The 20,008-nt window shown below is 71.2% G+C and carries 20 protein-coding genes and 2 riboswitches; of the genes, 4 read left to right on the top strand and 16 right to left on the bottom strand.

Annotated features, from left to right (window positions below):
* Positions 1-162: 162 nt before the first annotated feature.
* The 7 genes from ABS73_RS15940 to cbiE form a co-directional block, all read right to left on the bottom strand.
* Positions 163-681, bottom strand: coding sequence for a BrnA antitoxin family protein (locus tag ABS73_RS15940; protein ID WP_277021101.1), 519 nt, complete (start codon positions 679-681; stop codon positions 163-165).
* Positions 682-798: 117 nt separating this feature from the next.
* The gene (gene cobF, locus ABS73_RS15935; RefSeq protein ID WP_277021098.1) at positions 799-1,533 is read right to left on the bottom strand and encodes a precorrin-6A synthase (deacetylating); all 735 of its coding nucleotides are present in this window, start codon (positions 1,531-1,533) and stop codon (positions 799-801) included.
* Positions 1,530-2,195 (bottom strand): energy-coupling factor ABC transporter permease, encoded by a 666-nt coding sequence (locus ABS73_RS15930; RefSeq protein WP_277021095.1) that lies wholly within the window; start codon positions 2,193-2,195, stop codon positions 1,530-1,532. The genes cobF and ABS73_RS15930 overlap by 4 nt, the downstream gene beginning before the upstream one ends.
* Before the next feature lie 33 nt (positions 2,196-2,228).
* Positions 2,229-2,444, bottom strand: a riboswitch (cobalamin riboswitch).
* Positions 2,445-2,464: 20 nt separating this feature from the next.
* Positions 2,465-3,775: a cobyrinic acid a,c-diamide synthase CobB gene (locus ABS73_RS15925; protein WP_277021092.1), complete on the bottom strand. Its 1,311-nt coding sequence runs from the start codon at positions 3,773-3,775 to the stop codon at positions 2,465-2,467.
* Entirely contained in the window at positions 3,772-4,539 is a 768-nt protein-coding gene (gene cobM / locus ABS73_RS15920) for a precorrin-4 C(11)-methyltransferase (RefSeq protein ID WP_277021090.1), read from the bottom strand. The genes ABS73_RS15925 and cobM overlap by 4 nt, the downstream gene beginning before the upstream one ends.
* Positions 4,536-4,859 (bottom strand): cobalamin biosynthesis protein, encoded by a 324-nt coding sequence (locus tag ABS73_RS15915; protein ID WP_277021087.1) that lies wholly within the window; start codon positions 4,857-4,859, stop codon positions 4,536-4,538. Before ABS73_RS15915 ends, cobM begins: the two co-directional genes overlap by 4 nt.
* Entirely contained in the window at positions 4,841-6,031 is a 1,191-nt protein-coding gene (gene cbiE / locus ABS73_RS15910; protein WP_277021084.1) for a precorrin-6y C5,15-methyltransferase (decarboxylating) subunit CbiE, read from the bottom strand. Before cbiE ends, ABS73_RS15915 begins: the two co-directional genes overlap by 19 nt.
* 1 nt (position 6,032) lies before the next feature.
* Between cbiE and ABS73_RS15905 the strand changes: the two genes are divergently transcribed.
* Complete coding sequence (locus tag ABS73_RS15905) at positions 6,033-6,767, top strand: cobalt-precorrin-6A reductase (protein WP_277021106.1); 735 nt, start codon at positions 6,033-6,035, stop codon at positions 6,765-6,767.
* Here the strand turns inward: ABS73_RS15905 and cobJ are convergent.
* The 7 genes from cobJ to ABS73_RS15870 are packed head-to-tail and all read right to left on the bottom strand — an operon-like array spanning position 6,743 to position 14,535.
* Positions 6,743-7,471 carry a precorrin-3B C(17)-methyltransferase gene (gene cobJ, locus ABS73_RS15900; RefSeq protein ID WP_277021081.1) on the bottom strand — a complete coding sequence of 243 codons (729 nt, stop codon included), beginning with the start codon at positions 7,469-7,471 and terminating at the stop codon, positions 6,743-6,745. The two genes, ABS73_RS15905 and cobJ, sit on opposite strands and share 25 nt — an antisense overlap.
* Positions 7,468-8,205, bottom strand: coding sequence for a precorrin-2 C(20)-methyltransferase (gene cobI, locus ABS73_RS15895; protein ID WP_277021104.1), 738 nt, complete (start codon positions 8,203-8,205; stop codon positions 7,468-7,470). The genes cobJ and cobI overlap by 4 nt, the downstream gene beginning before the upstream one ends.
* The gene (locus ABS73_RS15890) at positions 8,205-8,834 is read right to left on the bottom strand and encodes a precorrin-8X methylmutase (RefSeq protein WP_277021078.1); all 630 of its coding nucleotides are present in this window, start codon (positions 8,832-8,834) and stop codon (positions 8,205-8,207) included. Before ABS73_RS15890 ends, cobI begins: the two co-directional genes overlap by 1 nt.
* Positions 8,834-9,934, bottom strand: coding sequence for a precorrin-3B synthase (gene cobG, locus ABS73_RS15885; RefSeq protein WP_277021075.1), 1,101 nt, complete (start codon positions 9,932-9,934; stop codon positions 8,834-8,836). Before cobG ends, ABS73_RS15890 begins: the two co-directional genes overlap by 1 nt.
* Positions 9,931-13,104, bottom strand: coding sequence for a cobaltochelatase subunit CobN (cobN, locus tag ABS73_RS15880; protein ID WP_277021074.1), 3,174 nt, complete (start codon positions 13,102-13,104; stop codon positions 9,931-9,933). Before cobN ends, cobG begins: the two co-directional genes overlap by 4 nt.
* 13 nt (positions 13,105-13,117) lie before the next feature.
* Positions 13,118-14,161, bottom strand: coding sequence for a cobalamin biosynthesis protein CobW (gene cobW / locus ABS73_RS15875; protein ID WP_277021072.1), 1,044 nt, complete (start codon positions 14,159-14,161; stop codon positions 13,118-13,120).
* A 2-nt stretch (positions 14,162-14,163) separates the two neighbouring features.
* Positions 14,164-14,535, bottom strand: a complete 372-nt coding sequence (locus ABS73_RS15870) for a DUF1636 domain-containing protein (RefSeq protein WP_136854894.1) — start codon at positions 14,533-14,535, stop codon at positions 14,164-14,166.
* Between the two features lie 101 nt (positions 14,536-14,636).
* Positions 14,637-14,845: riboswitch (cobalamin riboswitch) on the bottom strand.
* Positions 14,846-14,886: 41 nt separating this feature from the next.
* Between ABS73_RS15870 and cobO the strand changes: the two genes are divergently transcribed.
* The 3 genes from cobO (at position 14,887) to ABS73_RS15855 (ending at position 17,695) form a co-directional block, all read left to right on the top strand.
* Entirely contained in the window at positions 14,887-15,516 is a 630-nt protein-coding gene (cobO, locus tag ABS73_RS15865) for a cob(I)yrinic acid a,c-diamide adenosyltransferase (protein WP_277021068.1), read from the top strand.
* A 100-nt stretch (positions 15,517-15,616) separates the two neighbouring features.
* The gene (gene otsB / locus ABS73_RS15860) at positions 15,617-16,339 is read left to right on the top strand and encodes a trehalose-phosphatase (protein WP_277021066.1); all 723 of its coding nucleotides are present in this window, start codon (positions 15,617-15,619) and stop codon (positions 16,337-16,339) included.
* 9 nt (positions 16,340-16,348) lie between these two features.
* On the top strand, positions 16,349-17,695 hold the full coding sequence (locus tag ABS73_RS15855; protein ID WP_277021063.1) for an alpha,alpha-trehalose-phosphate synthase (UDP-forming): 1,347 nt from the start codon (positions 16,349-16,351) through the stop codon (positions 17,693-17,695).
* Positions 17,696-17,966: 271 nt separating this feature from the next.
* Here the strand turns inward: ABS73_RS15855 and aroQ are convergent, their stop codons facing one another.
* Entirely contained in the window at positions 17,967-18,392 is a 426-nt protein-coding gene (gene aroQ, locus ABS73_RS15850) for a type II 3-dehydroquinate dehydratase (protein WP_277021060.1), read from the bottom strand.
* A gap of 41 nt (positions 18,393-18,433) precedes the next feature.
* Positions 18,434-19,906, bottom strand: a complete 1,473-nt coding sequence (locus ABS73_RS15845) for an asparaginase domain-containing protein (protein ID WP_277021059.1) — start codon at positions 19,904-19,906, stop codon at positions 18,434-18,436.
* Positions 19,907-20,008: the final 102 nt, after the last annotated feature.

The following is a 20,008-nucleotide window of genomic DNA, read 5'->3' as shown; positions in this document are numbered from 1 at the left end:
GGTCTGCCCATATCATCCCTCCACCTGTCATGCAGGCAGGGAATCACAGATCAAGCCACAGGGGTATCCTGAATCTGGAAAGCCGCAAAACGCTCTAAATACCTTCGCGCTTACCTGTGGTAAGTGCGAAGGCTGAGTGTCGTTGCACGCGGCAGAAACTGATCACAACCCCCTCCGCCCCTTCATCTCCTCCAACAACGCCCGCTTCCCCGCCGCACTCATCCGCCGAGGCCCCTCCATCGGCACCCCCGGCCCGCCCGGGGGCAGGGGCGTCTCGCCCATCTCGGCCCAGGCTGCGTCCTCGGCGCGCTGCAGGTCGCCGAATTCGGGGCGGGGGCCGTCCAGACCCTCGGCCTCGCGGCGCTTGAGGTAATCCATCGTCTCGGCCCCCTCGATCAGCCCCGCCAGCCGCGCATGCATCCAGGCCGCCATCAGCCGGTTGACCCGCACCTGCCAGTCCGGCCCCATCGAGCGAAAGAACGCCACCACATCCGCATCCAGCCGCAGCGTGACGCGCGTCTTGGGCGCCGTGCCCTTCTCCTGCGCGATGCGGTGCCAGTCGTCGGGGATACGCATCCGCGCCATGACGGTGCTGTGCAGGTCCCATTCCAGCATCCGCATCGCGTCGGCCATATAGTGGTAATTCGCGCGCCGGGTGCCTTCGGCCTTGGTGATGGACATGGTGCCTCCGCAGGATCGATGCCCGCCAGACTGCCGCCCGACCGTTAACGGCGCCTTAAGCGGCCGTGCGTTGTCGGTGTACGCCCTGTGTCTGCGCGGTGCGCCCCCGGTGACGGGTTAGTGCGCGCCGTTCCGGGCCAGCAGATAGCAATCCATGATCCAGCCATGCGCCGCCCGCGCCTCGGCCCGCAGCGCCACGATCCGCGGCCCGGCCTCGGCAAGCGGGCCGCTCTCCAGCCGCTCCTCGACCATGCCCAGATAGGCGCCCCACCAGATCGACAGCCCCTCGGGGGCCAGCGTCTGGAACGCACAGGCGCCGTCCAGCATCACCACCGCGCGGTCGCAGCCCTGGGGCCAGCCGCTCTCGCGCAGGCGGCGACCGGTGGTGATCAGAATCTCATTGCCCAGGGAATTCAACGGGATGGCATGGGCCGCGCACAGCGCTTGGATCGCCGTGATCCCCGGAATGACCCGCGCGCGCCAGTCCAGCCGCGCCGCGATCCGCAGGCTGCTGTCATAGAGCGAGGGGTCGCCCCAGACCAGCATCGCCACGGTCCCACCCTGCGGCAGGTCGACCGCCTGCGCCCAGGCCTGCGCGATGGCGTCGTGCCAGGCCTCGACCCCTTGCAGATAGGGCAGGTCCGGATCCCGCACCGGCAGGTCGACCTCGACCACGGCGCCGTCCGGCCGGAGCCGCGCCAGCATCGCCAGACGCAGATGCGCCAGATCCTCCTTGCCCGCGCCCTTGCGGGGAATCAGAACAAGATCAGCCTCTTGCAGGGCGCGGACGCCCTGCAGGGTCAGGTGGTCGGGATGGCCCGTGCCCGCCCCGATCAGCACCAGATCGATCATGCGTAAAGGCGCTGTGTGACCAGCCCGCTGCCCCGCAGTCCGCGCGCGGCCTTGGCGCCCGCCAGCACAGCCAGATCGACCACAGGCTCCAGCGCCAGGACCAGCAGATAGGCCGCGCCAAAGGACAGCACGCCCGCCGTGGCCTCGACCCCCTGGCCGTAGAAGGCCCAGAACGCGACCCAGGTCACGATGCCGCCCTGATAGGCCGCCGACAGCGCCAGCGCCTGACCATAGCGCAGGTCCACATAGGCTGTGCCCGGCGCGATCACCCGCCGCGCCAGCGCCGCGACCGCGAACAGGGGCACCAGCAGCGTCGTGACGTTCATCCCGTATTGCGGCAGATCGAAGGGCGCAAAGAACAGCCCCTGGATCAGCAGCCCCATCGCCAGCCCGATGGCCGCAGGCGCCGCCCCGAACAGCAGAAACAGCGTCGATCCCAGGATCAGATGCACCTCGGACACGCCGACGGGCCAGGTCGGCAGCACCTGAAAGAACACGAAGGTCGCGGCCGTGGCCAGCCCTGCGCGGGCGGCCAGCGACGCGGCCCCCTGCGCCCGCACCGCATCCACGGCCAGCTTCAGCGAATACAGCCCCGCCGTGGCGGCGGTAGCGTATCCCAAGATCAGTTTCGCGCCGTTAACGACGCCTTCTTCGATATGCATGTCACACTCCTGTGGCCGTCACACCCGACGGCGGGATGGTTGGCTGACATGGCCGGTCTCCTGGCTTGCGGGTCAGGGCGCGGCGTCAGCCTTCCCGGATCGCTCCAGTGGCGTTGGTGACGCGCGCTCTCCGCATACAGTCGCGGGGGCGGCCGAGGCTTCGGGTGCCGCGATTGGGTCCACCCTTCCCCGTTCCCGATGAAGCCCGGCGTTTCACGCCTGATGGGCACCATGCAGGCCCTCACCTAGACGTGATCGCCGTGCCCTCGTCAAGTCGCGGCGGGCGCGATCAGGTGAAAGAAGCTGCCCGTGACGGTGCCCCGGTGGCTGCCGGTTTCCGCGACCTCGGCCCCGGTCGCATCGGTCACGCGGGCCAGCGCCGCATCGGGCTGCGACAGGATCGAGGCATAGTGAAATTCATGCCCGCGCAGCGCCACCCGCCCCAGCCCCGGCAGGGCGGTCAGTGGCTCGGCGCGGCGGTATCCCAGGTGCATGCGGCGTTTGGCATAGCTGGTCTCCAGTCCCAGAAGGCCCAACATCTGGTGGCGTACGCCATCGGCGTCCACCAGACCTGCCCCAAGCGCCATGTAGCCGCCGCATTCCCCATGCACCGGCCGCGTCGCCGCAAAGCGGTGCATGGCCGTGCGGAACCCGTCGCAGGCGGCCAGCCGGGGCGCGTGCAGCTCCGGGTATCCGCCTGGCAGCCAGCAGCAATCGGCGCTGTCATCCGGCCCCTCATCGGCCAGCGGCGAAAACGGCAGGATCACAGCCCCCGCCCGCCGCCACGCCTCCAGCACATGCGGATAGACAAAGCTGAACGCCGCGTCGCGGGCCAGCGCGATGCGGCCCCCGGGCGGCGTCAGCGGACGTGGCGCGGGCGCGTCGGGCAGGGCGCGATGCGCGGCGGCGGCGATGATCGCATCCAGATCGCAATGCGCTGCGATGAAATCGCCCGCATGGTCCAGGATGGCCTGAAGCCCCGCCGTCTCCTCGGCCTGGATCAGGCCCAGATGACGCTCGGGCAGCACGATGTTGCCCTGTCGCGGCAGGCTGCCCAGCACGCGGATGCCGGCCTGGGTCATCCCCTCGCGGATCAGCCGGTCGTGGCGCGGGGAGGCCACGCGGTTCAGCACCACCCCCGCGAACGGCAGATCGGGCCGCAGCGTGGCAAAGCCCCGCGCGGTCGCCGCCGCCGATTGCGCCTGCCCGCTGACATCCAGGATCAGCACCACGGGCCAGCCCATCATCATCGCGATTTCCGCGCTAGAGCCGATGCCGGTCTCTCCCGCTGTCGCCACGCCGTCGAACAGGCCCATCGACCCCTCGGCCAGGACCAGGTCGGCATCGTCCTGTCCGGTGACATGGGCGGCCAGGCGCCCCGGCTCCATCGCCCAGGCATCCAGGTTGAAGCTGGCGCGCCCCGAGGCCGCCAGATGGAACCCCGGATCGATGTAATCCGGCCCCGACTTGAAGGGCTGCACCGCCAGCCCGCGCCTGCGCAGCGCGGTCAGCAGGCCCAGCATCAGCATCGTCTTGCCCGTGCCGGATGCGGGGGCGGATATCATCAGGCCCGGCGTCATTCCGGGAACCTCGGCGCGTCACCGACCGGGCGATAGCGTCGGTCGTAATCGCCCGCATAAAGGCGGCTGTCGTCGAACCCCTCAGCCGCCAGCGCCGGGCCGACCAGGATCAGCGCGGTGCGGTCGATGCCCTGCGCGTCCACCGTGGCCAGGGTCGCGCGGATCACCCGCTGGTCCGGCCAACTGGCCCGCCAGACGATAGCCACCGGACAGTCGGGGCCGTAATGCGGCGTCAGATCGGCCACAACCTGCTCCAGCGCGTGGATCGACAGATGGATCGCAAGCGTCGCCCCAGTCGCGGCAAATGCGGCCAGCGTCTCGCCTTCCGGCATCGAGGAGGCGCGCCCCGGCGTGCGGGTCAGCACGACCGATTGCGCCAGGCCGGGCAGGGTTAGTTCCGTCTGCAGCGCGGCAGCGGCGGCGGCAAAGCTGGGCACGCCCGGCGTCACGTCGAAGGGGATGTCCAGCGCCCGCAACCGGCGGATCTGCTCGCCCATCGCGGACCAGACCGACAGGTCGCCCGAATGCAGCCGCGCGACGTCATGGCCTGCCGCATCGGCAGCGGCGATTTCCTCAATGATCTGGTCCAGCGACAGGGGGGCGGTGTTCACGATGCGCGCGCCGGGCGGGCAATGGGACAGCAGGGCCGCAGGCACCAGCGACCCCGCATAGAGGCAGACCGGGCAGGCCGCGATCAGGTCGCGGCCGCGCAGGGTGATCAGGTCGGGCGCGCCGGGGCCTGCGCCGATGAAATGGACGGTCATGGAACCTCTGCGATGGCGATGGTGATGGGGCCGAAGGTCCGGCGCGGATGGGTCAGGCGGCCGCCAGCCGCGATGGCGGCGGCCTCGGCCACCGACCCGGTGGCGTGCAGCGCCAGGATGCGCGGCGATTGCGTGGGGGTGGCGATGCCCGCGACCTGCACCAGATGCAGGGGCAGGGACAGGGCATCGGCCAAGGGCCGGATTTCGGGGGCACGATCGGGGATCGTCGCCAGCGCATCCGCGCCACCCGCGGCCTGCAGCGCGGCGGACAGGTCCGCCAGCGGCGTGCCGGGACGACAGCCTATTCCGGCGATGCGCATGTCACGCTCCATTGCACGATGGGGCGGGCGGCGGTCCAGCCGCGCATCCGGCCCAAGGGGGCGGCCTCGGCGATGTCGATGCGCAGCAGGCGGCCGCCATGGCGGGCGTGACAGTCGGCCAGCAGGGCCTCGGTCTCCAGCGTCACGGCATTGGCGACCAGACGCGTGCCGGGGGTCAGCCGGTCCCACAGATGCGCGATCAGCGCCGCATCCGCCCCGCCGCCGACAAAGATCGCATCGGGGCTGCCCTGCGGCAGCGCGCCAGGGGCCGCGCCGTGGATCGCGGTGACGCGGCCGCCCAGCCCGAAGGCGTCGATATTCGCGCGGATGGTGGCGATGCGGTCGGCGCGCGGCTCTACCGTCACGGCGCGCCCCCCGGCCAGCGCCCATTCCACCGCGACCGAGCCCGAGCCGCCGCCGATATCCCACAGCATCTCGCCTGCGCGCGGAGCCAAGGCGGCCAGCGTCAGGGCGCGGATGGGCGACTTGGTGATCTGTCCGTCATGGGCAAAGCTGTCCTCGGGGCGGCCCGGCACCGAGGACAGGCCAAAGCCGCGCGGCAGATCCGCCCCGTCGATGGCCACCGCCACGGGTGCCGCGCAATCCAGCGCAAAGGCATCGGCGCGGGTCTGGCGGACACGCTCCTGCGGCCCGCCAAGACGCTCCAGCACCGTCAGCCGCGCAGCCCCGGCGCCCTGGTCCACCAGCCATGCGGCCAGGGCGGCGGGCGCGTCGCCGTCGCGCAGGGTCGCGATTATGCGGCAGCCGCGCGCCAGATGCGGGCGCAGGCGCGACAGGGGGGCCGCGTGCAGGCCCAGGGTCACCACCGCCTCAAGCCGCCAGCCAAGGCGTGCGGCTGCCAGCGACAGCACGCCGGGGGCGGGCAGGGCGCGCCATTCGTGCGGCTCCAGCACGGCCGCGATGCTGCCACCCGCGCCGCACCAGAACGGATCGCCCGACACCAGCGCCGCCACGCGCGCGCCCCGCCGCGCCAGCAGAGGCGCCAGATCGAAGGGCACCGGCCATGGCTGCCCGGCCACCCCGGCCAGGTCCAGCAGACGGGGCGCGCCAAAGACGACCTGGGCCGCGTCCAGCGCGGCACGGCTTGCATCCGGCAGGCCCGCCGGTCCATCCTCGCCCATGCCGATGATCGTCAGCCAGGGGTCAGACATGATGCGCGTCCTGCTGCTGGGGGGCACGACCGAGGCCAGCCGCATGGCCGCCATTCTGGCGGGGGCGGGGGTCGATGCGGTGTTCTCCTATGCCGGGCGCACGGCGGCACCTTTGGCGCAGCCGCTGCCCATGCGGGTGGGCGGGTTCGGGGGCGCCGATGGGCTGGGCCGATACCTGCGCGACCAGCGGATCACCCATCTGATCGACGCGACCCATCCCTTTGCCGCCCAGATCAGCCGCAATGCGGATGCCGCCTGCCATGCGGCGGGGGTGCCCATGCTGATGCTGCGCCGCCCGGCCTGGCAGGCCGGTCCCGGCTGGACGCAGGTGGCGGATATCGCGGGCGCGGTCACGGCGTTGCCCGTCACGCCCACGCGGGTGTTCCTGGCCATCGGCAAGCAGACCCTGGCCCCCTTTGCCGCCCTGCCGCATCGCTGGCTGCTGCGGTTGGTCGATGCGCCCGACGTGGCCCCCCTGCCGCACGCGGAGGTGGTGATTGCCCGGGGCCCTTTCGATGTCGCGGGCGACCGGGCGCTGATGGCGGCGCATGGCATCACCCATCTGGTCGCCAAGAACAGCGGCGGCGCGGGGGCCAGCGCCAAGCTGCAGGCCGCGCGCGATCTGGGCATCCGCGTGATCATGATCGACCGGCCCCCGGCCCCCGACAGGCCCCAGGTTCCCGCACCAGAGCAGGCGCTGGACTGGCTGCATCAGACCGCCCCGCGCGGGGTATAGACCCACCGGCCCACCCGCCGCGTGGCCGCGTTTCCGACCAGCACCACGGTGCGCATGTCGGCCATGTCGGGGGTGGCCTCCGCCAGCGTGACGACGCGCAAGGCCTCGTCCGGGGTGCTGACGGCGCGGGCAAAGATCAGCAGGCGGCCGGGTTCGCATTCCTCGCGCAGGACCTCCAGCACGCGGGCGAATCCCTGCGGCCTGCTGGCCGAGCGCGGGTTGTAGAAGGCCATCGCGAAATCGCCCCGCGCCGCGTGGCGCAAGCGGTGTTCGATCAGCGCGATGGGTTTGAGGTTGTCCGACAGGTTGATCGCGCAGAAATCATGGCCCAGGGGCGCGCCGGCCCGCGCCGCGGCCGCCAGCATCGCGGTGATGCCCGGCAGGATGCGGATGTCGGGATCGCCCCCGGCCTCCTCCAGCGCCTCGAACAGGGCCGAGGCCATGGCGAACACCCCCGGATCGCCCGAGGACACGATCACCACCCGCGCACCGCCTGCGGCCAGCGACAGCGCGTGGCGGGCGCGGTCCAGCTCCACCCGGTTGTCGCTGGCATGCAGGGTCAGGCCGGGGCGCGCGGCCACGCGGGCGACATAGGGGATGTATCCGATCACGTCGGTCGCCTGTTCCAGCGCGGCGGCGACTTCGGGCGTCACCATGGCGTCGGACCCCGGCCCCAGCCCCGCGACGGTGATCCAGCCGCTCATTCCGCCACCCGCGCCATGGGGCGCCGCCCGTGCCCATGCACCAGCAGGATCGCGAAATAGGGGCAATCGTCGTCGGCCACATCCGCCAGGGGCGCGATGCGCTGGCCGGGCATGGTACCGCGCTCGATCAGCCAGGCGTCGGCCAGACGACCGGATGCCGCCAAGGCGCGGCGCAGCTTGGGCAGGTTGCGGCCGGTCTTCATCACCACCAGCGCGTCGCTGCCCTGCATGTGGCGGATCAGCTCCGATTCGGGCAGGGTGCCCATCAGCACGGTCAGCACATCGTCGCCCCAAGTCATCGGCTGACCAAGCGCGTTCCAGCAGCCGACCATGCCGGGAATGCCGGGGATCACCTCGACCTGGGCCAGCCCCTGCAAACGGATCTGCAGATGCATGAAGCTGCCGTAAAGGAACGGATCGCCCTCGCACAGGACGACCACATCCTCGGTCTGCGCCAGCTGCGCCAGCCGCGCGGCCCAGAGGTCATAGAACCCCGCCAGCGCGTCGTTGTAATCAGGGTGGTCAAAGGGAATTTCGGTCGTGACCGGGTATTCCATCGGGTATTCGACCGCATCCGGCGCCAGCATGCCCTGGACGATGCGGCGCGCCTGACCGGGCCTGCCGGGCTTGCGGAAATAGGCGACGTGGCGCGCGCCGCGCACCGCCCTGTCGGCCCGGACCGAGATCAGGTCCGGATCGCCCGGCCCCAGCCCTGCGCAGATGATGCGTCCCATCATTCCCTCCGGCTGGCCAGCGCGTTGATCGCGGCGACGGTGATGGCCGACCCGCCAAGGCGGCCCCGCACGATGACCGACGGCACCGGGGGCGCGGCCATCAGCGCGTCTTTCGATTCCGCCGCGCCGACAAACCCCACGGGACAGCCGATGATCGCGGCGGGGCGGGGGCAGGCGGGGTCCTCCAGCATGTTCAGCAGGTGGAACAGCGCGGTGGGCGCGTTGCCGATGGCCACGACCGCGCCCTCCAGGAAGGGGCGCCACAGCTCCAGCGCGGTGGCGCTGCGGGTGTTGCCCATGTCGCGCGCCATGTCGGGCACGCGCGGATCGTTCAGGGTGCAGATGACGGCGTTGTCGGCGGGCAGGCGCGGGCGGGTGATGCCTTCGCTGACCATGCGCGCGTCGCACAGGATCGGCGCACCTGCGGCCAGAGCCGCGCGGGCCGCGGTCGCCATGCCGGGGGTGAAGGCCACGTCGCGCTCCAGGCCCACCAGTCCCGCGGCATGGATCATGCGGACGACGACGGGTTCCTCATCGGTGTCGAAACGCGCCAGATCGGCCTCGGCCCGGATGGTGGCAAAGGACTGGCGATAGATGGCGGCGCCGTCCTTTTCATAGTCATGGGGCATCACAGAACCTTTGGCAGTTGATCGGGGTGCAGGCCGCGCAGGGCGGCCACGTCATGGGCGCGACCGTGCCGGATCAGGTCGAACCCGGCGGGCGTCGCGGTCAGCGTCACGTCCGCCGCGCGGGGCCAGCCGCAGCCCTTGGCGCAACCGCTGACATGCAGGATCGCTCCGTCGGGAACAAGGGTGGCCAGGCTGCGCGCGACGTCACGGGTCGGGCCATGCCCCTGCGGACAGGCGGGCGCGCCGGGGCAGGCGCGCAGGCGCAGCCGCGGGTCGGCGGGGTCCGCGATCAGCCCGTCCAGCGCGGGCAGGGCGCGCGCCCCCTGGGCCAGCAGCATCCGCCACGGCGTCAGGCGCAGAGGCGCCAGCCGGGCCAGCCGCCGCAGCGTGTCGGGTGGGATCTGCCCGAATTCTAGCCCGACGAGCATGCCCTGCGGCACCCGTCCGGGGGTCTGCGCGGGCTCGCCGTCCGTGGCCGCCAGCGTCGCGCCGGGGGGGCACGCGCCGCCCGCGATCAGCGCGGCCATGCGCCCCCGGCCCTGCGGTGCGCCGCCCTGATCCAGGAACCAGCGGGCCAGCGCGATCGCCTGGTCATGGCCGCCAAAGGCAGCGCCCTGCGCCATGCCGTCGGCGCGCAGGATCAGGCCGCCGGGGCCGCGTTCGATGCGGATATCGGCCGGATCGCGGGTCAGGACGGGCGCGGGGCCGGTATCGACGGCAAAGCCGAACTTGGCGGGCAGGGGCAGGCCGCTTTCGGCCAAGGTAGTGGCCAGTTCGGCCGCTAGCGCATCGGTTTGCGCCGCCGCAAAGGGCGTGACGATGATGTTGCGCCGCTGTTCGGTCGCTGTGTCCGCGTCGATCAGGCCGTGCTGGCGCAGCGCGGCGATCAGAGGCGCGTGGGTCGCGGGCGTCACGCCACGCAGCTGCAGGTTGGCGCGGCCCGTCAGTTCGATCACGCCGTTGCCATGGGCCTCGGCGGCATCGGCGATGGCCTGGGCCTGCGCATGGCTCAGCCGCCCGCCGGGAGGGCGGATGCGCACCACCCATCCGTCGCCCGATTCCATCGGGCGCAGCGCGCCGGGGCACCAGCCGCGGATCACGACAGCCCCGCCGCGATCGAGTTGCGCCGCGTGACCCACAGCCCCGCATCGTGCAGCCGCTGGAACAGGTCGCGCATGGCGGCCAGCGCCTCGGGGTTCGCGCCCTGCATGAAATCGACGATCTCGGGGCGGCCCAGGGTCGCGTCGTGATACAGGTCGAACAGATGCGCGGGTACCGCCCCCGCCAGATGCGCAAAGGCCGCCATGTGGTCCAGCGTGGCGGCGATCTCGGCTGCGCCCCGGTATCCATGCGCGGTCATCGCATCGGCCCAGGCCGGGTCGGCGGCGCGGGCGCGGGTGGTGCGGGCGATCTCCTCGGTCAGGGTGCGGGCGCGGGGGCGGTCGGGCTGCGTCGCGTCCAGGTGGTACAGCGCGGGTGCCGCGGCCCCGATCCGCGCCATGGCGGCGGCGAAGCCCCCCTCATGCGCGGCATAATCGGCAGCCAGCAGCAGGTCCGTCTCGGGCAGGTCCTGCGCGTGGACAAAGCTGTCGGCGCGGGTCAGCCGCGCCTCCAGCGCGTCGCGGGCCTCGTGGCTGGTGCCATCCGCGCCGATCGCCCAGCTGGAGGCCGCAATCCACGCCTCGCCCGCCGCCGCACGCGCCTCATCGGTGAAGGTGTCGGGCGCGGTGCCCATGCCCAGCCCGTACTGGCCGGGCTGCGGGCCGAACACCCGCGCGCCCCCGGCATAGGGGTTCTGGTCGGGGGCCTCGTCGCGTGCGGCCAGCGTCGCGGCCCCGGTCTGAAACAGCTGGGCCAGCACCGGGAACACGTCGCGGAACAGGCCCGAGACCCGCAGCGTCACGTCGATCCGCGGTCGGCCCAGCAGCGCCAGCGGCACGACCTCGACCCCCGACACGCGGCCCGACCCCGCATCCCAGACCGGCTTCAGCCCGGCCAGATGCAGGGCCATGGCGAATTCCTCGCCCGCGGTGCGCATGGTCGCGCTGCCCCAGAGGTCCACGACCAGCCCGCGCGGCCAGTCGCCGTGATCCTGCAGGTGGCGGCGCAGCAGCTCCTCGGCCAGTTTCACCCCCTGCGCATGGGCGGATGGCGTGGGCACGGCGCGCGGGTCCACGCTGAACAGGTTGCGCCCCGTGGGCATGACGTCCGACCGCCCCCGATTGGGCGACCCGGACGGCCCCGGCGGCACAAAGCGCCCGGCCAGGGCGGCCATGAGCCCGTCCCGTTCGGCCTGACCGCAGGCGCCGCTGCCCCAGACATGCAGCCCCTCTCCGTACTGGCTTTCCTTGATGTCGCAGACAAAGCGGTCGATGCGGGTGATCGCCTCGGCGGCGCTGGCATCAGACGGGATGCCCAGATCGGCCTCGACCCCCAGGGCACGCGCCTCGTCGCGGATCGCGGCGATCAGGCGGTCGCGGCGGGCGGGGTCCAGCCCGTCGGCGGTGGAATATTCGTCCAAGGACCGCTCCAGCCCCGCCATGCCGGGGGGCAGGGCGGCCTCCCGCATGGGCGGCGGCATATGGCCCAGGGTCACGGCCCCGATGCGGCGCTTGGCCTGCGCGGCCTCGCCCGGATCGTTGACGATGAAGGGATAGATCACCGGCATCGCGCCCAGCAGCGCCGCGGGCCAGCAGTCGCCCGACAGCGCCACCGCCTTGCCCGGCAGCCATTCCAGCGTGCCATGCGCGCCCATATGGATCAGCGCCTGCGCGCCTTGCTGCGCCAGCCACAGATAGAAGGCCACATAGGCATGGCGCGGCACGCGGGTCAGGTCGTGATAGCTGTCCTCGCGCCCCGCGCGGTGGCTGCGCTCGGGCTGCAGCGCCAGGATCACCGGCCCGTGCAGGCTGGCGCGCAGGTGAAAGGCGCCGTCGCGGCAATCGGGGTCGGTCTCGGGCGGCCCCCAGGCCGCGTGCAGATTGTCCTGCAGGACCTGCGGCAGGCGGGCCAGGGCGGCACGATAGTCGTCCAGCGGCCAAGCCACGGTCCCGTCCGGCATCGCGGGCAACTCGGCGCCCAGCATCGCCCCAACGGCCTGCGCGGAGGCCGGCGCGTCCAGCCCCACGGCATGGGCCTGCTGCCAGTCGCGCCCCGGATAGGTGGACAGCACCATCGCCACGCGGCCCGCCCCCTGCGCCAGCGCGCCCCAGGCCACGATGCGATCCACCGCCGCCGCGACCAGCGCCGGGTCGGGGCGGTGGGCAAAGCGCGAATATTGCAGGTCAGGGTCGCGCGGGGCAGGCGACTTGAAGCTGATCAGGCCTGCAAAGATGCGGCCGTCCACCTCGGGCAGGACCACGTTCATGGCCAGGTCCGACGGCGACAGCCCGCGTTCCGCCCCGGCCCAGTCCCGGCGGCGGTTGGTGGACAACGCCACCTGAAAGACCGGGCCGGGGAAGTGGGCAAAGGGCGCCTCGGTTCCCGCCGAAAAGGCGGTGGCATTCACCACCATCGCGGGCGGCTGCGGCAGCGCCGCGTGCAGCCAATCGGCCAGCCCCGCGGTCTTGAGCGAGGGCGCAAAAGCCCCCACCGCCGCGATGCCCCGCGCCCGCAGCGCCCGGATCAGCGCGTCGATCGCCGCCATGTCCGCCGCCGCCAGCCAGCTGCGATAGAAGGTCACCAGCGCGTGTGGCGCCCCCGGATCGGCGATGACGCCGTGATCCGGGTCATAGAACCCCATCTGCGGCAGCGTTTTGATGCCAGGCACCGGCGCCGCGTCCAGGCCCGCCGCTATGGCCAGCTGCGCCAGCGCCGCCTGCGCCGCCACCGCGCCGCCCTGTTCGCAATGCCGCCGCAGCACGCGCAGCACCGATGCGGGCACGGTGGACATCTGATCCAGCCGCGCATCGTCGCGCCCGTCCGCGGGCAGAACCGCCAGCGCGATGCCCTGCCGCCGCGCCAGATCCTGCACGGATGCCAGGCCATAGGGCCAATAGGCCTCTCCGCCGATGATGCGGATCAGGATGCCGCGTGCCCCCGACAGCGTCTGTTCGACATAGGTATCGACCGAGACCGGGTGCCGCAGCGCCACCAGATTGCACAGCCGGGTGGAGGGCAGGCCGCCCGCCGCCCGCTTCCAGCCTTCCGCAAAGGCCCCCAGGTCGCTGTCCGAAAAGGACAGGACCACCAGATCCGCCGGCGTCTGGCCGGGATCATAGGGGGCATCAGACTGATCCAGCCCGACCTGTTCGCGAAAGATGACATGCATCAGGCAGCCCCGGTCATGCGGGCACACCGTCCAGCACGGCGCGGATCGCGGCCATGTCGATATGGTCATGCTCGGCGATCACCACCAGCCGCGACCGGCGCGGGCTGTCGCCCCAGGGCCGGTCGTACTGGTGCCGGACGCGCCCGCCCACGGCCTGGACCAGCAGGCGCATCGGCTTGCCCGCGACGGCGACGTGGCCCTTGACGCGCAGGATGTGCTGTTCCGCGGCCAGCCGCGCGATGCGGGCGGCCAGGTCGGCGGGGTCGGTGATCTCGGGCAGGTCGATGACGACGGTGTCGAAATCCTCGTGCTCGTGGTCGTCGGCGCCGTCATGGTGGCTGGGACGGGCGTCCAGGTCGTCCTCGGCGGCCTTGCCCAGACCCAGAATCAGGCGGGCGTCGATGGCGCCCTCGGTGACGGTCAGGATGGGCAGGGGGCGCGGCGCCTCGGCCTCGATCACGGCGCGGGCGGCTTTGATGCCCGCCTCGCCGGCCAGATCGGCCTTGGTCAGCAGCACGACATCGGCGCAGGCGATCTGATCCTCAAAGACCTCGGACAGGGGCGTCTCGTGGTCCAGGCTGTCATCGGCGGCGCGCTGCGCGTCCACGGCGGCCACGTCGGGGGCAAAGCGGCCCGCGGCCACGGCCTCGGCATCGGCCAGGGCGATCACGCCGTCCACGGTGATCCGCGACCGGATCGCGGGCCAGTCGAAGGCCTTGAGCAGCGGTTTCGGCAGCGCCAGGCCCGAGGTCTCGATCAGGATGTGATCGGGCTTTTGCGGCAGCGCCATCAGCGCCTCCAGCGTGGGGATGAAATCATCGGCGACCGTGCAGCAGATGCAGCCGTTCGACAGCTCCATGATGTTCTCGGCCGGGCAGCTGTCATCGGCGCAGCCCTTGAGGATGTCGCCATCCACACCCAGGGTGCCGAATTCGTTGACGATGACCGCCAGGCGCAGGCCGTTCGGATTCGCCATCAGATGCCGGATCAGCGTCGTCTTGCCCGAGCCCAGAAAGCCGGTGATCACGGTGACGGGGGTTTTCACGAGGTCGGTCATTGTCACTCCTGCGGGGGGAAATGCGGGGGAATCCGCGCAAGGCTCTGCTTGCGGAAGATGGCGGGGCGTTCGCGCCAGGGCACGACCCCGTCGGCGGTGGCGGCATAGGCGCGGGCGCCTGCGGCGATCTCGGCGGCGTCCTCAGGCGTCAGGCGGCCATAGACATAGGACCACTTGGCCGGACCCGACAGGGCCACGGCGCAGCCCTGCGAACAGGCGGACAGGCATTCGACGGGGCGGATCTCGACCCCTTCGGGGGCGGTGCGGGTCAGCACCTCCATCAGCCGCGCGCCGGGGCGGGGCGCGCAGGGATCGGCATCGGGGTCGGGCAGGGCGCCGCGACAGGTGGTGCAGACATGCAGAACAGCGCGCATCGCGGGCCTTCCCTTGGTCGGGGGCAAAGGGGCAGGCCGAAAGGGGGCGGCACGGAAAGGATCCGCCCGTCGCCTGCCGGTTGCGAAACACCCCGTTCGCCCGTCATCGTCAGGTGCTGGCAGGTCTCCCGGCTTGCGGATTCAGGGTCTCCCCAACGGTCGTCCCACCTTCCCAACCCCGTGGGGCCAGTGGATCGGGCGACCTTTCCGGTCACGGTCGCGGGGGCGGCTGCGCTTGGGGTCCGTCAGGACCCTGTCGCATTCCCTCTTCGCCTGCCTTACGACAGGAACCAACACGGGCCCACCAAAAGCCCCGCGCCCGCGATTTGTCAACCATTGAGGAGCCGCACCATGACCCCAACCGACCCTGTTCCCGCCGATGATCTGGACCGCCACGCCGCCAAGATGGCCAAGAAAAAGGCCGCCCGCGACCGGATGATGCAGACCAAGACCGGCGAAAAGGGCCTAATCATCGTCCATACCGGACCAGGAAAAGGCAAATCCTCCAGCGGGTTCGGCATGATCATGCGCTGCATCGCGCATGGCATGCCCAGTGCGGTGGTGCAGTTCATCAAGGGCGCGTGGGACACGGGCGAACGCACGCTGCTGACCACGCATTTCGGCGAGATCTGCCAGTTCCACGCCATGGGCGAGGGCTTCACTTGGGAGACCCAGGACAAATCGCGCGACATCGCGGCGGCGGCGGCGGGCTGGGACAAGGCCAAATCGCTGATCCGCGACCCCGCCATCCGCATGGTCCTGCTGGACGAGATCAACATCGCTTTTCGCTATGGCTATCTGGACGTGGCCGAGGTGCTGGCCTTTCTAGAGGCTGAGAAACCGCCCATGACCCATGTCGTGCTGACCGGCCGCGGCGCCCCCGAGGCGCTGATCGAGGCCGCCGACCTGGTGACCGAGATGACCCAGATCAAGCACCCCTTCCGCGCCGGCATCAAGGCGCAGGCGGGCGTCGAGTTTTGACAGCGCGCGCGATTGAATGCACAAAAGATCACATGGCGGTGAACCTGCGGGCCTGTCTCAGGGTTCACCTTGTGAAACCTGAACGGAGTGTCTCGTGCCGATGACCCTGCCCCTGCTGTCCCCCGATGCCGCGCTGTTTCTGGATTTCGACGGCTGCCTGGTCGATATCGCGCCGCGCCCGGACGCGGTCGTCGTCAGCGCCGCGCTGCGTGACCGCCTGTCGGCGCTGCATCGGCGGCAGGGGGGCGCGGTGGCGCTGATCTCGGGGCGCGACGTGGCCGACCTGCGCGGGCACCTGCCCGATTTTCCGGGCTTTGTCGCGGGCAGCCACGGGTCCGAGCTGTCGCTGGAACCGGGCCGCATCACCACCCTGCATCAGGTCGATTTCGACGCGCCCGCGCTGCACCGCGCGGCCCGCGACCGCGCCGCCCCCCATCCCGCCCTGCTGGTCGAGGAAAAGCCCCACGGCGTCGCGCTGCATTACCGCGACGCGCCCCAGCTGCGCGATTTCGTCGAGACGGTGATGCAGGATCTGGCCGCACAGCATCCGCATCTGGTGCTGCAGCCCGCCAAGATGGCGCTGGAGCTGCGCCCCGGCGGCGTCGGCAAGGACAGCGCCATGGCGCATCTGCTGACCCTGCCGCCCTTTGCGGGCCGGATGCCGGTCTTTGCGGGCGACGACACCACCGACGAACCCGCCATGGCCCACGCCCAGTCCCAAGGCGGCTTTGCCATCAAGATTGGCGACGGGCCCACCGCCGCCCATCACCGCCTGTCCGACCCTGCCGCGCTGGCCGCCTGGCTTGACGCATCTCTGACCTGAGGAAACCGCATGTCCCGCCTAGTCGTCGCGTCGAACCGCCTGCCTTTGGGCAAGAATCCGTCGGGGGGGCTGGTCGTCGCGCTGGAGGATGCGCTGCGCAGCTCTGGCGGCGTCTGGATCGGGTTCTCGGGCGAGGTGACCGACCATCCCGCACCGGACCTGCAGGACCATCCGGGCGCCGCCTTCCAGCGCATGTCCTTTGACCTGACCCCGCAGGATCACGAGGAATATTATCTGGGCTATTCCAACTCGATCCTCTGGCCGCTGTGCCACGGGCGGCCGAACCTGATGCGCATCCAGCCCGAATATCTGGACGGCTATGCCCGCGTGAATGCGCTGATCGCGCGGATGATCGTGCCGCATCTGCGCCCTGACGACCGCATCTGGGTGCAGGATTACCACCTGTTCCCGCTGGCCGCCGAACTGCGCGCCCTGGGGGTCGGCAACAAGATCGGGCATTTCCTGCACATCCCCTTTCCCGGCCCGGCCGATTGCGCGGCCCTGCCCAACCCGTCCCAGCTGTTCGACTGGCTGTCGCATTACGACCTGCTGGGGTTCCAGGCCGATCGGGACATGGGCGCATTCGCCGAAAGCGCGCGTCAGCTGGCCGATGGCGATCTGGTCTCGCCCGACCGGTTCCGCATCGCGGGGCGCGACGTGCGCACGCAGGCCTTTCCCATCGGCATCGACGCGGCTTCGTTTATGGCCGAGGCGGTGGACGCCCCCGACAGCGACCGCATGCGCATGCTGACCGGTGCCAAGATGATGATCGGGGTGGACCGGCTGGACTATTCCAAGGGCATCCCACAGCGGTTCCGCGCCTATCAGCTGCTGCTGGAAAAGATCCCCGACCTGCATGAAAAGATCAGCTTCCTGCAGATCGCGCCCCCCACCCGCGGCGCCGTCGAGGCCTATCAGACCATCCGGGAGGAGACCGAGCATCTGGCAGGCCGCATCAACGGACAGTTCGCGACGCTGAACTGGACCCCGATCCGGTTCATCCACCGGCCCTTTCTGCGCCCCGTCCTGGCGGGGCTGTACCGTCAGGCGCGCATCGGGCTGGTCACGCCGCTGGCGGACGGCATGAACCTGGTGGCCAAGGAATATGTCGCGGCCCAGAACCCCGACGATCCGGGCGTGCTGATTCTGTCGCGCTTTGCCGGCGCGGCCGAGACGATGGACCAGGCCCTGATCATCAACCCCCACGACCCGCATGATCTGGCCGTGGCGATGGCCCAGGCCATGCGCATGTCGCAATCCGAACGCCGCGACCGCCACGCCGCCCTGCTGGAGGGCGTGGTCACCCATGATGTCGCCTGGTGGTCGCGGACCTATCTGGAGGCACTGGCAGGATAGGCGCGCGAATCGGCTGATGGGTCTGTCTGGCGCGTTTTCTGCACAACGAACGGGCAATGCGCCGGAAATCAGCACGTCACGGCGGCATCGCCTGTCGCGCCTGCTGCGTTGCAGCGTCGGGCGGTGACAGGCCCGCCGGACAGGCGCAAGGTGAACTCATGAAGCAGATGCTTCGTGGCGTCCTCCTCCCGGTCCGGCCACGGACCATTTCCGGAAAGCCGTCGGTTCCCGCGCACCCCTCCTCCCTGCGCCCGGAACCGGCGGTTTTTTGTCAGATCAGCGTCGCCACATGGCGCAGCGCGGCGACATAGCCGCCCAGGCCCAGCCCCGCGATCACCCCATCCGCCCGATGCGACACATAGGAATGGTGGCGAAATGCCTCGCGCTTGTGGACCTGGCTGATATGGACCTCGATCACCGGGCCGTCGAAGGCGTTCAGCGCGTCCAGCACCGCGACCGAGGTATGGGTCAGCGCCGCCGGATTGATGACGATGGCCGCAGCCTCAAGGCGCGCTTCGTGGATCCAGTCGACGATCTGCCCTTCCCAGTTGGATTGCAGGAACCGGATCTCATGGGGGCGAGCGGCGTCGCGGCACAGCGCCTCCAGGTCGGACAGGGTGGCGTGGCCATAGACCTCGGGCTGGCGCTGGCCCAGCAGGTTCAGGTTCGGACCGTTCAGGACATGGATCAGCGGCATCGGGGCCTCCTCTGGCTGGCTGTTGCTAGCGCGCGCGGGGGTCAGCCCGCAAGCGCCGTGACCGGGCGTGCGCGCCCCGCCGGGTCGATCAGGCGCAGCGCGGGCGGATGCGCGGTCAGCACCGCCACCGCGCCGGGCGCAGGCGCGCTGGACCAGAGCACCGCCCCGTCATGGGCGATCAGCGCCAGCCGGTCGCCCTGCATCCGCAGCGTGCCGGGGCCGGGGGCCTGCCACAGCACGCACATCCCGTCGCTCAGACGCGGGCCATGGTCGGGGTCGTTCTCCAGCCGCAGCGGCCCGTCAGCCGCCCGCAGCGCCTGACCGGGCCACAGCGCATCCGTCAGCCGGTCGCCGGCCGCGCATTCGCCCGCCAGGCTGCGCGCCAGCAGGGCGGTCAGCGTGGTGCGGTCCCATCCGTGATGAGGGGCCATGGCGGTCAGGATCATCAGTTTGGCCAGCGCCGCGACCGGCGTCATGTCGCCCGCCGCCACCGCGCCGGTCGCCCCGATCCACGCGCCCGCGGCATAGTCGAACGCGCCCACCTGCCCGCCGATCACCCGGCTGGCGATCAGCACAGGGACCCGCGCCTGCGCCAGCGCCGCAGCCATCGCGCCGTCGCCTGCGGGGATGTTGCCGGGGCCAAAGCCCTCCAGCAGCAGGCCGGTCGCGCCGGCGGTTAGTGCATCGCGCACCATCCGCGCTATCAGCGGATCGGCCGCGCGATGATCCGACGGAACGGCGGCAATCTGCGCCACGCGCTGGTCGTCGATGGTGCGGGCCACGGCCTCCAGCTGCGCGCGGACCAGGGCGCGGGCCGGGGCGGCATCCAGCGCGCGGTCGGGGGCGGCGGGGCCGGGCAGGGGCAGGACCGCGCCCGGATGGATGCCGATGCCGCGCGTGGCCAGCGGCCCCAGATGCGGGCTGTCGAACCCCGCGAACCGCGTGGTCGACACCTTGAGCGCCCGCGCCCCGCGCAGCAGCCGCCGGTCGAAGAAGACCGCGACCTCGGGCAGGCGCAAGCGGGCGGCCTCCAGCGCGCCGGTCAGATTGGCCAGCGCGTCGCTGCCCGCGTTCAGGACCAGGCCATCGGCCGTGTCGCGGAACAGCGGCAGCTGCGCGCCGGTCAGGATCACCGGCTTGGACAGGGCCGCGCGGGCGATCCCCATGTCGTCGAACACGTTCAGCAGCAGGGGCAGCGCCGCGCCGGTGTAATCCACCGTGTCGGTGCCGTGCAGGATCACGAAGGCGTCGTGATCGTCATACAGATCCAGCACCCGCCCCGCGATCCGGCACCAGTCGGACGGGCGCAGGTCGGTGCTGTCCAGCATGCCGGGCCCGTCATCGGAAAAGCGCAGCCCGTCATCCACATGCAGCCGGTCCCCTGGCAGCGCCGCCGCCAGCGCGCCCCCCAGCAGGTCGTGGACGGCCTGCGCGAACCGGGCGGCGGGCATGGGCGACAGGGGGTGGCCCGTGCTGCCGATGGTGCCGCCGGTGGTGATGATGCAGATGCGCATGAAGGCCCCCTTTATGGATGGCCCGCCCCTCCCGCCGATCTCCGTGTAGGATGTCGGTGTTCAATGGAGGAAGGAGCGGACCATGAGCATTGTGATCGTTGG

The organism is Paracoccus sp. SCN 68-21 (assembly GCF_001724535.1).
Taxonomy (GTDB): domain Bacteria; phylum Pseudomonadota; class Alphaproteobacteria; order Rhodobacterales; family Rhodobacteraceae; genus Paracoccus; species Paracoccus hibiscisoli.
Note: the sequence above shows the minus strand (reverse complement) of the source record. Positions and strands in the feature narration are given on the sequence as shown.

Bases quoted from the DNA above. Each gene is read 5' to 3' on its own strand.
- ABS73_RS15940 (WP_277021101.1), bottom strand. From the start codon at position 681: ATGTCCATCACCAAGGCCGAAGGCACCCGGCGCGCGAATTACCACTAT.
- cobF (WP_277021098.1), bottom strand. From the start codon at position 1,533: ATGATCGATCTGGTGCTGATCGGGGCGGGCACGGGCCATCCCGACCAC.
- ABS73_RS15930 (WP_277021095.1), bottom strand. From the start codon at position 2,195: ATGCATATCGAAGAAGGCGTCGTTAACGGCGCGAAACTGATCTTGGGA.
- ABS73_RS15925 (WP_277021092.1), bottom strand. From the start codon at position 3,775: ATGACGCCGGGCCTGATGATATCCGCCCCCGCATCCGGCACGGGCAAG.
- cobM (WP_277021090.1), bottom strand. From the start codon at position 4,539: ATGACCGTCCATTTCATCGGCGCAGGCCCCGGCGCGCCCGACCTGATC.
- ABS73_RS15915 (WP_277021087.1), bottom strand. From the start codon at position 4,859: ATGCGCATCGCCGGAATAGGCTGTCGTCCCGGCACGCCGCTGGCGGAC.
- cbiE (WP_277021084.1), bottom strand. From the start codon at position 6,031: ATGTCTGACCCCTGGCTGACGATCATCGGCATGGGCGAGGATGGACCG.
- ABS73_RS15905 (WP_277021106.1), top strand. From the start codon at position 6,033: ATGCGCGTCCTGCTGCTGGGGGGCACGACCGAGGCCAGCCGCATGGCC.
- cobJ (WP_277021081.1), bottom strand. From the start codon at position 7,471: ATGAGCGGCTGGATCACCGTCGCGGGGCTGGGGCCGGGGTCCGACGCC.
- cobI (WP_277021104.1), bottom strand. From the start codon at position 8,205: ATGGGACGCATCATCTGCGCAGGGCTGGGGCCGGGCGATCCGGACCTG.
- ABS73_RS15890 (WP_277021078.1), bottom strand. From the start codon at position 8,834: ATGCCCCATGACTATGAAAAGGACGGCGCCGCCATCTATCGCCAGTCC.
- cobN (WP_277021074.1), bottom strand. From the start codon at position 13,104: ATGCATGTCATCTTTCGCGAACAGGTCGGGCTGGATCAGTCTGATGCC.
- cobW (WP_277021072.1), bottom strand. From the start codon at position 14,161: ATGACCGACCTCGTGAAAACCCCCGTCACCGTGATCACCGGCTTTCTG.
- ABS73_RS15870 (WP_136854894.1), bottom strand. From the start codon at position 14,535: ATGCGCGCTGTTCTGCATGTCTGCACCACCTGTCGCGGCGCCCTGCCC.
- cobO (WP_277021068.1), top strand. From the start codon at position 14,887: ATGACCCCAACCGACCCTGTTCCCGCCGATGATCTGGACCGCCACGCC.
- otsB (WP_277021066.1), top strand. From the start codon at position 15,617: ATGACCCTGCCCCTGCTGTCCCCCGATGCCGCGCTGTTTCTGGATTTC.
- ABS73_RS15855 (WP_277021063.1), top strand. From the start codon at position 16,349: ATGTCCCGCCTAGTCGTCGCGTCGAACCGCCTGCCTTTGGGCAAGAAT.
- aroQ (WP_277021060.1), bottom strand. From the start codon at position 18,392: ATGCCGCTGATCCATGTCCTGAACGGTCCGAACCTGAACCTGCTGGGC.
- ABS73_RS15845 (WP_277021059.1), bottom strand. From the start codon at position 19,906: ATGCGCATCTGCATCATCACCACCGGCGGCACCATCGGCAGCACGGGC.